Annotated in this window: 12 protein-coding genes; 5 read left to right on the plus strand and 7 right to left on the minus strand. The window is 63.7% G+C overall.

Annotated elements, in window-relative coordinates:
* Window positions 1-111 precede the first annotated feature (111 nt).
* Window positions 112-603 carry a GNAT family N-acetyltransferase gene (locus tag M5C01_RS00145; RefSeq protein WP_103494805.1) on the minus strand — a complete coding sequence of 164 codons (492 nt, stop codon included), beginning with the start codon at window positions 601-603 and terminating at the stop codon, window positions 112-114.
* A 326-nt stretch (window positions 604-929) separates the two neighbouring features.
* Here M5C01_RS00145 and M5C01_RS00150 point away from each other — a divergent pair, with 326 nt between their 5' ends.
* Window positions 930-2,339 carry a basic amino acid/polyamine antiporter gene (locus M5C01_RS00150; protein ID WP_248764276.1) on the plus strand — a complete coding sequence of 470 codons (1,410 nt, stop codon included), beginning with the start codon at window positions 930-932 and terminating at the stop codon, window positions 2,337-2,339.
* A gap of 73 nt (window positions 2,340-2,412) precedes the next feature.
* Here the strand turns inward: M5C01_RS00150 and M5C01_RS00155 are convergent, their stop codons facing one another.
* Both M5C01_RS00155 and M5C01_RS00160 read right to left on the minus strand, forming a co-directional pair.
* Window positions 2,413-3,300: a universal stress protein gene (locus tag M5C01_RS00155; RefSeq protein ID WP_152736917.1), complete on the minus strand. Its 888-nt coding sequence runs from the start codon at window positions 3,298-3,300 to the stop codon at window positions 2,413-2,415.
* Between the two features lie 60 nt (window positions 3,301-3,360).
* Window positions 3,361-4,281 carry a universal stress protein gene (locus M5C01_RS00160; RefSeq protein WP_177102914.1) on the minus strand — a complete coding sequence of 307 codons (921 nt, stop codon included), beginning with the start codon at window positions 4,279-4,281 and terminating at the stop codon, window positions 3,361-3,363.
* A 281-nt stretch (window positions 4,282-4,562) separates the two neighbouring features.
* Here M5C01_RS00160 and M5C01_RS00165 point away from each other — a divergent pair, with 281 nt between their 5' ends.
* Window positions 4,563-5,636 (plus strand): NAD(P)-dependent alcohol dehydrogenase, encoded by a 1,074-nt coding sequence (locus tag M5C01_RS00165; RefSeq protein WP_103494809.1) that lies wholly within the window; start codon window positions 4,563-4,565, stop codon window positions 5,634-5,636.
* Window positions 5,637-5,690: 54 nt separating this feature from the next.
* Here the strand turns inward: M5C01_RS00165 and M5C01_RS00170 are convergent, their stop codons facing one another.
* Window positions 5,691-6,593, minus strand: coding sequence for a universal stress protein (locus tag M5C01_RS00170; protein ID WP_152736919.1), 903 nt, complete (start codon window positions 6,591-6,593; stop codon window positions 5,691-5,693).
* Window positions 6,594-6,776: 183 nt separating this feature from the next.
* Between M5C01_RS00170 and fnr the strand changes: the two genes are divergently transcribed.
* Both fnr and M5C01_RS00180 read left to right on the plus strand, forming a co-directional pair.
* Window positions 6,777-7,532: a fumarate/nitrate reduction transcriptional regulator Fnr gene (fnr, locus tag M5C01_RS00175; RefSeq protein ID WP_103494811.1), complete on the plus strand. Its 756-nt coding sequence runs from the start codon at window positions 6,777-6,779 to the stop codon at window positions 7,530-7,532.
* Window positions 7,533-7,643: 111 nt separating this feature from the next.
* Window positions 7,644-8,207: a GNAT family N-acetyltransferase gene (locus M5C01_RS00180; RefSeq protein ID WP_103494812.1), complete on the plus strand. Its 564-nt coding sequence runs from the start codon at window positions 7,644-7,646 to the stop codon at window positions 8,205-8,207.
* A gap of 57 nt (window positions 8,208-8,264) precedes the next feature.
* Here M5C01_RS00180 and M5C01_RS00185 read toward each other — a convergent pair whose 3' ends face one another.
* Window positions 8,265-9,179, minus strand: coding sequence for a universal stress protein (locus M5C01_RS00185; RefSeq protein ID WP_152736920.1), 915 nt, complete (start codon window positions 9,177-9,179; stop codon window positions 8,265-8,267).
* A 258-nt stretch (window positions 9,180-9,437) separates the two neighbouring features.
* Here M5C01_RS00185 and M5C01_RS00190 point away from each other — a divergent pair, with 258 nt between their 5' ends.
* Window positions 9,438-10,691: a DUF4010 domain-containing protein gene (locus M5C01_RS00190; protein ID WP_103494825.1), complete on the plus strand. Its 1,254-nt coding sequence runs from the start codon at window positions 9,438-9,440 to the stop codon at window positions 10,689-10,691.
* On the opposite strand, the gene zapE is transcribed toward M5C01_RS00190, so the two are convergent.
* Both zapE and M5C01_RS00200 read right to left on the minus strand, forming a co-directional pair.
* Window positions 10,663-11,793: a cell division protein ZapE gene (gene zapE / locus M5C01_RS00195; protein WP_103494814.1), complete on the minus strand. Its 1,131-nt coding sequence runs from the start codon at window positions 11,791-11,793 to the stop codon at window positions 10,663-10,665. The two genes, M5C01_RS00190 and zapE, sit on opposite strands and share 29 nt — an antisense overlap.
* 50 nt (window positions 11,794-11,843) lie before the next feature.
* Window positions 11,844-12,185 carry a nuclear transport factor 2 family protein gene (locus tag M5C01_RS00200; RefSeq protein WP_040069438.1) on the minus strand — a complete coding sequence of 114 codons (342 nt, stop codon included), beginning with the start codon at window positions 12,183-12,185 and terminating at the stop codon, window positions 11,844-11,846.
* Window positions 12,186-12,214 lie beyond the last annotated feature (29 nt).

Consider the following 12,214-nt stretch of genomic DNA (forward strand, 5'->3'; position numbering starts at 1 on the left):
GCATCGGTTTGCCGGCCACGACTCCGGGAGGATTCAAACCTCCCGGCAGGCATCGTGTGCGGTAGATGGATAGGCCCTCTCCGGCAGAGGGCCATGGGTGGCGCAACGGGACTAGAGGGACTTGTTCCAGAACAGCATCTGGCCGTGTTCCGGATCGAGCTGCGCCCCACTGAAACCGAATTTCTTGTAGGAGGCCTGGGCCACGCCGTTGCCTTCCAGCACCTCCAGGGTGATCTTGCAGCAGCCGCGCTGACGAGCGATGTCCTCGACCTTCTGCAGCATCTTCTGGCTCAGCCCGAGGCCGCGAAACTTGCTCACCACCGAGACATCATGCACGTTCACCAGGGGCCGGCAGGCAAAGGTGGAAAAGCCTTCGAAGCAGTTCACCAGCCCGGCCGGCTCGCCGCCGACAAAGGCCAGTACGCTGAAGGCGTGGGGCCGCTTGGCCAGTTCGCCGGGCAGCTGTTGCAGCACATCCGGCGCGAGGCTCTGGCCCCCACCCATCGGGTCTTCGGCATAGTGATTGAGCACCAATCCAATCGCCTCGGCATGTACCGGGTTGGTGTAACTCGCTTGCAATACCAGTATGTCTGCAACGTCCATGTCAGTCCTCGGCGAAACCATTAAAGGGAGCTCTTGCGTGTCAGGAGCCCCGATTGTAACCATGCCCGACGCGGGGAAAGGAAGAAAATTCATGCGTCGACCTCTACTGCAGGAGACCAGAACGCCTATCCATTCAAGTCTTGATAAAAATCAACAGCCCCAGGGCCCCATGCGCAGACATTCACCCCATGCGTTCAGACCGTACCGCCTTTGCTGATCGGTGCACCCGAACGTCCCGTCCCGACCCTGGAGGTGTCATCATGGCAACGCCCTTGCAACAGAGCTCATCCCCCGGCACGACCACACCCTCATTGAAACCGGCGACGCTGGCACAATCGGCGCGCCTGTCCCTGAGCCTGTTGATCGCCCTGGTAGTGGGCTCCATCATCGGTAGCGGCGCCTACAGCCTGCCGCAGAACATGGCCGCCGGTGCCGGTGCCGGCGCGATCCTGATTGGCTGGCTGGTCACCGGGGTCGGCATGCTGTCCCTGGCCCTGGTCTACCAGATGCTGTCCAACCGCAAGCCGGAACTGGACAACGGCGTCTTCGCCTACGCCAAGGCCCTGGGCGGCGACTTCGTCGGCTTCAACTCGGCCTGGGGCTACTGGATCAGCGCCTGGATCGGCAACGTCGGCTACCTGGTCATCCTGTTCGCCGCCGCCAGCTATTTTTTCCCGGCCTTCGGCGACGGTAACAACAAGGTGGCGATCATTGCCGCCTCGCTGCTGCTCTGGGCGATGCACTTCATGATCCTGCGTGGCATACGCACCGCGGCGCGGGCCAATGCCATCACCACCATCGCCAAGATCGTGCCGATCCTGGTGTTTGTCGGCTGCGCCGCGCTCGCCTTTCATCCTGACACCTTCGTTGCCGGTTTCTGGGGAGCACCGGCCCTGGGCTCGATTCTCGACCAGGTCAAGAGCACCATGCTGGTCACCGTCTGGGTCTTTATCGGTATCGAAGGCGCCAATGTCTATTCCGCCCGGGCGGCGGAACGGGTCAACGTCGGCCGGGCCACCATCATTGGCTTTGCCATTACCTTGTTGTTGCTGATTTCGGTCTCGCTGCTGTCGCTGGGCATCCTCGGCCAGCCCGAACTGGCGGCCATGAAAAACCCCTCCACCGCCGGTGTGCTGCAAGCCATCGCCGGCCCCTGGGGCGGCATGATGATCAGCCTCGGCTTGATGGTTTCCGTGGGCGGCGCCCTGCTGGCCTGGACCCTGCTCTCGGCCGAGTCGCTGTTCAGCCCGGCCAAGGCCAGTGTGATGCCAAAGGTCCTGTCCAAGGAAAACGGCCAGGGCGTACCGGCCAATGCACTGTGGGTCACCAACGGTTGCATTCAGCTGTTCCTGATCCTCACGTTGTATGCCAATGCCACCTACCTGGCACTGATCTCCCTGGCCACCTCGATGATCCTGCTGCCCTATCTGTTCAGCGGCCTCTATGCGCTCAAGGTCAGCTGGCTGGACCGTGGCCAGGCCGGGCGCGACAGCCTCAGCGGCCGCGACCTGGCGATTTCCCTGGTGGCCAGCGTCTACTGCTTCTGGCTGTTGTACGCGGCCGGTCCCAAGTACCTGCTGCTCAGTGCCCTGCTCTACGCCCCCGGCTCGCTGATCTACCTGCTGACCCCGGGGCGCAAACCGCTCAACGGTTTCGCCAAGGGCCTGCTGGTGCTGATCTGGCTGGCGGCGGCGGTGGCCGCCTGGATGCTCTGGCAGGGTCTGCTGAGCCTCTGACACGCTCGGCCCCGACGTTATGAAAAAGCCCCTTGCCGATTACCGGCAAGGGGCTTTTCAGTTAACCCCGGCTTCAGTCGGGCCTGACCGTCAGTACACTGCATTCGGGAATCAGCAGGATCCGCTCGGTGGTATCGCCGATCAGCTTGCCCAGGCCCTTGGGCTGGACCGCCCCCATCACCACCACATCGATCCCATTGGCCTGCACGTAGTCGGCGATCACCCCCACCGGCATGCCCATCAGGAAATGCCGGCGCTCGGCCGGCACGCCATAGTCGTCCGCCAACCGGGTGAACGGCTCCAGCAGCGCGGCACGCAGCTCATCGATCCAGATCACGGTGACACTGGGGTCGGCCATAAGCGCCGGCGACAAGTCGTAGGCATACAACAAGTGCAGTTCGGCGTCACATTGCAGCGCCAGGGCTTCGGCCTCACGGATGATCTTGCGGTTGAACTCGGTGATGCCTTCGTCCCCCGTGGAGGTGTCGACAGCCGCCACTACCCGCCGGGGCAATGCCGAGGCGATCTGGTTGACCAGGTGCACCGGCACCGGACTTTCCTGCAACAGCTGCCAATCCAGCGGGGTGGTAAAGACCCGCCTGAGCAGCGGCTCCAGGTAGACATCCTTGATCAGCAGGTCGGGTTTGATCTCGCGGGCGTGAACCAGGATGTCGCGCAAGGGCTGGGTGGTCCACAGCGCTTCGGTGGTCAGTTGCAGGCCACTACCGCGCAAACTTTCGGTCGCCCCCTCCAGCCAGACCCGGTATTTATCCGTGTACGCCGCGCGGGCCTGTTCATCCATGCCCGATTCGATCAGGTGGATACGCGGCGGTGGCTGGACCAGCGCGGTGATATGCAAGGCCGCGCCGCTGGCCGCCGCCAGCGCGGCGGCACGCTTGGCGGCCGGGGAATGGGGCAGGTGCTGATCGGTGATCAGCAGCAGGCGCTGGTATTGACTCATGACACACCTCCATGGGGCAGGACGTTCGGAGCGCCGGACAGCCGCTCGCTGTTCATCGATTTACTGGGCGAAATCCGGCAGTTCGACAGGCTTGATCACCAGCAGGCTGCAGGGGGGTTGATACAACAGGCTTTCGGTGGTGCTGCCCAACAGCTTGTTGAGCGAGCGGTGGGTCACGGTACCGATGACCAGCACATCAAAGACGTCCTGGCCGACAAACTCGACGATGGCCTTTCCCGGCGTGCCGACAATGAAATGCCGGTTGTCCTTGTGCAGGGCATGTTTGTCGGCCAGGTGCAGGAATTTGGCCTTGCGCTCGTCATAGCTGGGGCTGACCGAAACGGGCACCTTGCCGATGCCGATATCGGCGAGATACAGGGCCGTCCAGTCATAGACCCCGAGCAGGTGCAGCGGGCACTTGCAGTGCGTGGCGAAGCGGGCGGCCTGGTCGATGATCCGGTCGTTGAGTTCCCGCGTCGCGACGTCATCGCGCAACACATCGACGCAGGCCAGTACCTTGCGCGGTATGGGCATGCCCTGGGCGGTGACCAGGTGGATCGGCGCCCGGCTGTCACACAGCAAACGCCAGTCCAGTGGGGTGAAGAAAATCCGCTTGAGGGCCGATTCCTGATGGGCATCCTTGATCAGCAGATCCGGATGCTGCGAACGCACGTAACCGGACAAGGCACTCAGCGACGGCTGGTCCCACTTGACCTCGGTCGTCACCTCGACCCCCTCGCCGCGCATGGCCTCGGCCTCCTGTTCCAGCCATTGGCGATAGCGCTGCAGATAGGCCTCGCGAATCTCCGCCTGCCGGTCGGCGTCAAGCAGATCGAGCTGCTGCAACCCATCGAGATAGACGAAGGCCACCAGGGTCAGCGTGGCGTTCATGGCCTTGGCCAGCGCCAGGGCGCGGTCAAAGGCCGGGCTGTGGGTCATTTCGGACGGAGCAACCAGGAGCAAACGTGGACGTGAAGACAAGGGACACCTCCAGGGCACGCCCTGTCGAGCGCACCGGGTAGCGGGCGACGACTTCACGAGACAAGTATTGAAGGGGGTCACCCGAAGAGAATCGGTCATCTCCGATTCTGCGGTGCCCGGCCGGCAGGCCCTTGATTTACATCAAGTGCCGATGGTTTGCCCGCGTGCTCACCAATGATCGCCACCCGCCGGCAAGCCCGGCTTGATCTGTATCAAACCGCCGCAAGCGGGTTGTCGCAGCATGCTGTTTCAATCCGATCCTGCTCATGGAGAGTGAAATCATGGCGATGATGAAAGCGGCGGTATTTGTCGAAAAAAACCGGATCGTGCTACAGGACAAGCCGGTCCCGTCCATCGGCCCCCTGGATGCGCTGATCCGTATCACCACCACCACGATCTGCGGCACCGACGTGCATATCCTCAAGGGCGAATACCCGGTGGCGCCGGGGCTGATCATCGGCCATGAACCGGTGGGCATCATCGAGAAGCTCGGCTCGGCGGTCAGTGGTTTCCACGAGGGCCAGCGGGTCATCGCCGGCGCCATCACCCCCAGCGGTCACAGCTACGCCTGCCTGTGCGGTTGCTCGTCCCAGGATGGTCCGGACACCGCCCACGGATTCAAGGCCACCGGCGGCTGGAAGTTCGGCAACCTGATCGATGGCTGCCAGGCCGAGTACGTGCGGGTCCCCGACGCCATGGCCAACCTCAGCCCGGTGCCGGATGGCCTGAGCGACGAAGAAGTGCTGATGTGTCCGGACATCATGTCCACCGGTTTCAGCGGCGCCGAACGGGCCGGGATCCAGATCGGCGACAGCGTGGTGGTCTTCGCCCTCGGCCCCATCGGCCTGTGCGCCGTGGCCGGGGCCAAGCTCAAGGGCGCGAGCACCATCATCGGCGTCGACTCGATCAAGGCCCGCCAGGACATGGCCCGCCGCCTGGGCGCGACCCATATCGTCGACTTCACCCAGGGCGATCCGGTCGAGCAGATCATGGCCCTGACCCGCGGCCGGGGCGTCGACGCCGCCATCGAGGCCCTGGGCACCCAGACCACGTTCGAATCCGCCCTGCGGGTCCTGCGCCCGGGCGGCTGTCTTTCGAGCCTGGGGGTCTACTCCTCCGACCTGCGGATTCCGCTGGATGCCTTCAATGCCGGGCTGGGGGACAAGCAGATCATCACCACCCTCTGCCCCGGCGGCAAGGAACGCATGCGCCGGCTTATGGACGTGGTGGCCGCCGGCAGCGTCGACCTCAAGCCGCTGGTCACCCACCGCTTCAAACTGGACGATATCGAGGCGGCCTATGAGCTGTTCGCCCACCAGCGCGACGGTGTAATGAAAATCGCTATCACCCCGTGAACAACAGTGCCCGCCGGCCGGATCGCTCCGGTCGGCGGGCACCGGATTGAACGCTCAGAGCGAGTCGGTACCGAGGGTCAGCACGGAACAGGGTGGCTGCGACAGCAGCGACTCGGCAAAGCTGCCCAGCCAGGGAAAGGCATCGGCCTGGGAGCGACCGATGACCAGGGTGTCCACCTCACGTTCGCGCACAAACTCCTCCACCCGCTGGATCGCCTGCCCCAGCAGGAAATGGCGGCGGCGGCCGGGTACCTGATGCGCCCTGGCCAAGTCGTCGAAAGCCTGGCTACGCAATTTCTGCAGGGCCGCCGCGGCATCCGAATCCCACGGGTACTCCTGCATCAGCTCATAACCGGCGAGAATATCGCAGGCGTGCAGCAGTTCCAGGTCCGCGTCGCAGATCATCGCCAGTTCGCTGGCCAGGTGAATCACCTGATCGTCGCGAGTCGTCTCGCCGTCGCCGACATTCTCCAGGGCCACCGCCGCGACGAAATTCTTCGGCCGTGGCGGCGCATCGTGCCGGACCAGCATCACCGGCTTGCTGCACTGGCGCACCAGGTGCCAGTCGGTGGGACCGAGCAACGCGCATTTGAGCTGCGACTCGACCTGCAGGTCCTTGACCACCAGGTCGACCTCGATGTCCTTGACGTAGTCGCGAATAGCCGCATGGGGGTGTTGCGACCAGACCACGTCGTAGCTCACCTCCAGGCCCTGGTTGGTGAGGCTGTGGGACAGTTCGGCGAGTTTTTCACGCTTTTTGTCCAGGTAACCTTCCCGGGCCAGGGTGCCGGCGCCGTGATTGAACAGGGTCATCGCCGCGATGGACTCGACAAAGTCGAAGAGCACCAGGTGCACAGCCGCCTTGCTGGCGCGTGCCAGGGTGGCCGCGCGATGCAGGGCGGGGGTCGCCTGGCAGTGGGTATCGGTAATCAGCAGAATACGTTGATAGTCGCTCATGACGGGGGCTCCAAGGAGGAACAATGGACAATCGACCCTTTAGCTTCACCCTGCTTTTAAAACGACCGCTTGATTTATCTCAAACAACCCGCTACACCTGCTAGGCTCGTCCGACGGCCCCTGTTTTATCGGTGTTTCTACCCGAATTGGATGCCCTCTCCCTACTAATGCAGAGGAACTCCCGTGAACAATCAGGAAGCACTCAAACTCAGGCCTTCGGGCCTGAAATCAGCGTGTGCCAATTGCAGCGTGCTGGAACTGTGCCTGCCCCTGGGCTTGAACGATACCGAGGTCAAGCGCCTGGATGACCTGATCGTGCAACGCGTGAAGATCAAGAAAGGCAACACGCTCTACCGCCAGGGCGATCCGCTGCACGCCCTGTACGCGGTACGCCTGGGCTTTTTCAAGACCACCCTGACCTCGGAGGATGGCCGCGAGCAGGTCACCGGCTTTCAAATGACCGGGGAAATGCTCGGCATGGATGCCATCAGCGAAGACCGCCACGCCTGCAATGCCGTGGCCCTGGAGGACAGCGAAGTCTGCCCGATCCATTTCTCGCAGCTGGAACGCTTGTCCCGGGACCTGCCCTCCCTGCAGCACAACCTGAACAAACTGATGAGCCGGGAAATCGTCAGGGACCACAGTTTGCTGCTGATGATGGGCAATATGAACTCGGATGAGCGCCTGGCGGCGTTTTTCCTCAATCTCTCGCAACGCCTGGCCCTGCGCGGCTACTCGCCCTTCACTTTCATCCTCAGAATGCGCCGCGAAGAAATCGGCTCCTACCTGGGCCTGCGCCTGGAAACCATCAGCCGCGGCATCGCCCGGTTGCGGGAGTTGAACCTGCTGGAGGTCCACGCACGGGAGGTGAAAATACTTGATGTGGGGGGGCTGAAGGCGCTGATCGCCGGTTGCGGCCACCACGGCAACCCGTTGTAACCAGGCAGTTGTGCCCGTGTTTGACTTGAATCAAGCGCGGGCACCCGCCATGGCGTAGAAACAGAACACCGATACCGGCCCACGACCGTACCTGTTCGAGGAGTTCTGATCATGCCCGACCTCAATAGCCCCATCCTGAACCTGCCCGATTTTTCCTCGGTGACAGGCGAACACTGGATCGAAAGCCTGCAGGACGGTACCCACGTCCTGATCCGGCCCTTGCGTGTCGAGGACCGTGAGCGGGAAAAGGCCTTTATCCAGCGACTGTCCCCGGAATCCCGTCACCAGCGCTTTCTCGGTGAAATCGTCGATCCCAGCCCCGTCCTGATGAACCAGTTGATGAATGTCGACACCCACAACCGCGTCGCCTACGTGGCTCTTGTCCATGACAATGGCCAACTGCGTGAAGTGGGGATCAGCCGCTATGCCGCCTCGGGTGCCGAGAATGAATGCGAGTGCGCCATTACCGTTGCCGACGACTGGCAACATCGCGGCCTGGGCACGGTCCTGATGAAACACCTGATCGAAGCCGCGCGGCGCAATCATTTCACCCGGATGTATTCCATCGACAGCGCCTCCAACGTGCACATGCGCCAACTGGCCGACACCCTGCACTTCAGCCGCGAACGCGACCCCGACGATGCGACCCAGGTCATTCATCGGCTGTCGCTGTAAAGCCTCCCGCTCCACCATGGCGCGGCCCGTTGTTCGCGGCCCGCGCCAGATTCCCCTTCAGACAAGACGTTCCGGGCTCAGGGCCAGCAGGCTGCAAGTGCTGCGATAGAGGATATTTTCCGCCGTGCTGCCGAGGATGCCGTCCAGGCCGTGGGAATGGCGGGTGCCCATCACCATCACATCCACCCCGTTGTGCTCGACGAACTGGCCGAGGGTGTCGATAACCGATCCCGTGAGGAAATGCCGCAGGTTCTTGCCGACCCCGTTGCGCTCCGCCAGGGCCTTGAACCCCTGCTGCTCATCGGCACGGCTGGCCATTTCCAGGCCCTCGGCCATCGGCAAGGTGCCCCAGCCCATCTCGTGGACATAGGACCGGGACTTGTCATGCACATGCACCAGGCTGAACGTCGCCGCGCATTGCCGGGCAAACGCCTGCCCGGCCTGGACCAGCGTGTCGTTGAAGCACTCCTCGGCCCTTTCCCTCCCCAGATCCACCGCCACCAGGACATGACGCGGCAATGGATGGCTGCAACCCGCCACCAGATGTACCGGGACCGGACAATCACGTAGCAACTGCCAGTCCAGCGGGGTGGCGAACAGTCGTTTGAGCCCCGATTCCAGGTGGACATCCTTGATCAGCAGGTCGATATTCAGATCACGGACGTACTCGATGATCGGTTGCAGCGGATGATGACGCCAGAAAATATTGCAACTCACATCCAGGCCACGGCCCCGCAGGCGATCCGTCTCATGGTGCAGCCAGCGGCGATGCAGGTCCAGGTAGCCCTCGCGGGCCTGGGTCATGGCTTTCTGGTCGAATAGCGTGGCCACATCAAGGGTCGGCACATAATCGAAGGCCAGGATATGCAAGGCGGCCCCGGTGGACAGGGCCAGCTCGGTGGCCCGCTCGAAGGCGGGGCTGCGGTTCATCTCGGCGGGAGCCAGCAAAAGAATACGATGGTAGTCGGACATGGCGCACCTCTGGGGCAACAGGTTCCCGGCCCAGGGTGGCACGACTTGCAGACCACCCGGCAAATCTCGCCTTTATCGGCGGATCGGGACATTGCGCCCATGATGAGGCGCGCCGGCCCTGCCAGCTTGATATACGTCAAGGCCGCCCCAGCGGGGGACCTAACCAAAGGCTCCCTTGGGCTTCAACCGCCTTGATGCATATCAAATGCCCGACGCCCGACAGCCCTCACCCTGAGACAACACTGCGGGATGCGCACCATGGAAACCATCACTCACGCAACCAACCTGGCCTCGGCCCTGGGCCTGGGCCTGCTGGTCGGGTTCGAGCGTGAGCGCAAGAAAGGCGAGGGAGCGAACCGCCACTTCGCCGGCCTGCGGACCTTCGCCCTGACCTCCCTGCTCGGTTATGTCGGCCTGCTGCTGGGCGGCCCCATGCTGCTCAGTACCCTGACCGTGGCCCTGGCCATGCTCGCCGGCGTGGCCTACTTCAAGCGGCGCAGCCAGAACCCCGGCATGACCACCGGGGTCGCACTGCTGCTGGTCCTGCTGCTCGGGGCCTTGTGCAACAGCGAGGCGGTACTGGCGGTGGCCCTGGCGGTGATTCTGACCGTGCTGCTGAACTTCCGGCAAAGCCTGCACCGGTTTGCCCTGAACCAGCTGAGCGAAACCGAAGTCAAGGATGGGCTGATCCTGGCCACCGCCGCACTGGTAATCATGCCCCTGGTGCCCGACGCCTTTATCGGTCCCTATCAGGCCATCAACCCCCGCTCGATCTGCCTGCTGACAGTGCTGATCATGGGCGTCAGCGCCCTGGGGCATATCGCCATCCGGGTCCTGGGCGTCCGGAACGGGTTGAGCCTGGCCGGATTCGCCTCCGGTTTCGTCTCGAGTGTCGCAACCATCGCCGCCATGGGCAACCGCGCCCGCCAGCAACCCGGGCTCCTGCCACAGGCCGCCAGTGCCGCGATCCTGTCGAACCTGGCGACGCTGATCCTCCTCGGCCTGGTGCTCGGCGCCATCAGCCCTGCGACCCTGGTCCAGCTCAGCCTGCCGCTCATGCTGGGCAGCGCGGTGGCCGCGTCCTACGCACTGCGGCTGATGAAACGCCCTCCCGCGGACACGAGCCCGCCGATCAATATCGGCCATGCCTTCAACCTCAAATTGACGCTGATGGTGGCCGCCGGCATCTCGAGCCTGTTTCTCGTGACCAGCGCCATGCAGGCCCGATTTGGCCTCTCCGGATTGTTTACCGCGTCGATACTGGGCGGCCTGGCCGATGCCCATGCGACTTCGGCGTCGGTGGCCGCGCTGGTCAAATCCGGCCAACTGTCGGCCGAGAACGCACGCTTGCCGATTCTGGCGATTCTCGCCAGCAATACCCTGTCCAAGTGTGTCATGGCCTGGTCCAGCGGCGGCGGCGCCTTCGCCCGCCGGGTGGTGCCGGCGCTATTACTGATCCTGCTGGCCTTGGCGGCCGGCGCTTTTATTCAGGGCAGGCTGATACCGGGGTGAAGCGCTGCAACTGCATCTCGCGCAAACGACTGAGGGTGCGGCGAAACGGGAATGCCAGGTAGCCTTCGGTGTACAACGCCTCCAACGGCACCTGGGCGGCGATGTACAGCGGCACCTTGCGGTCGTAACACTCGTCCACCAGGGCGATAAAGCGCCGGACGCTATCGTCATGGACCGACAGCTGCGGTAACTCACGGTCACCGGCATCGACGCGGCGCGCCGCGTCCTCGGTGCCGCGGGCGATCCGCCCGGGACGCTGGCGGGCACTGAGGTTGGGCACCTCACTCAAGAAAATCGCCGTGTAACGATCACACAGCGCCATGAAATCCATGGCCGCCAGGGGCTGCTCGCACAGCTCGGCATAGCGGCACCAGAGCACCGTCGGCGAGGCCCGCACCACCGCCAGGGTCCGATAACCCATGGCGACCGGTTCGGCGGACAGCGGCTGCCCGGCGGTCAGCACCTTGAACGCTTCGACCAGCCCCGCCGACTGCCCCTCGGGGTCGACCCAGTAACGCTGCACGCCGGCCCCCGGATGCAGGCGATGGTCCTCGCCGCCGTCGACATCCACCACCTCCATATGCTGCTCGATGGCGGCAATCGCCGGCAGGAAACGCTCGCGATTGAAGCCATCGGCATAGAGCTGTCGCGGTGGCTGGTTGGAGGTCGCAACGATCACCACGCCCTCGTCGAACATCACCTGGAACAGCCGTCCGAGGATGATCGCGTCGCCGATATCGCTGACGAACAGCTCATCGAAGCACAGCACGCGGACCTCCCCGGCCAGCTCACGGGCCAGGGCCCGCAGCGGGTCGGCGATACCGCTGAGCTGGAACGAGCGCTGGTGGACCCAGCCCATGAAGTGATGGAAATGCTGGCGCCGCGACGGCACGCGCAAGGTCTGGTGGAATTGATCCATCAGCCAGGTCTTGCCGCGCCCGACCGGCCCCCAGAGGTAAACGCCCTTGGGCACCAGGCCCTGGTGCAACGCCTCGTGGCAGCGCTGCAAGGCCTGCACCGCCTGCCATTGGGCCTGGTCGTGGAGAAAGCCGCGCTGCTCGACGGCAGCGCGGTAGGCACTCAGGGGAGAATCGGCAGTCATGGCGTCGGGCAGGCTCGCAACCGGGAAGCCGTGCAGTATGCCAGCTTGTCCTAGAGGGAAATATCCAACCGCGCGATCTTGCCCTGCTCATTGAGCCGGAACACGTAGCGCAGCTCCACCGAGCCGCCGGGAAAAGTCCCCGAGACCAACTGCTTGACCAGCACCTTGCCAGTGCGTTGCGCGACGTCGAGGACTTCGACCCGGGGTTGGTATTTACGCGCCGTCTCATCCATCCATTGGGCGATGGCGAGGGTGCCGACGCGATGATGGCCTTCATCGAAGACGTTCGCGTCTTCGGCGAAGAAACTCGCCACCGCCGAACTGTCGCGGGCATTGGCAGCGCTGATATAGGCCTCGATGGCCGGGGCGAGCACCGAAGTTTGAGTGGTCATGCTGTTCACAGCTCCTTGCTGGTAGAAGG

This window comes from Pseudomonas sp. MWU12-2319, from assembly GCF_023242525.1.
Classification (GTDB): Bacteria; Pseudomonadota; Gammaproteobacteria; order Pseudomonadales; family Pseudomonadaceae; genus Aquipseudomonas; species Aquipseudomonas gingeri_D.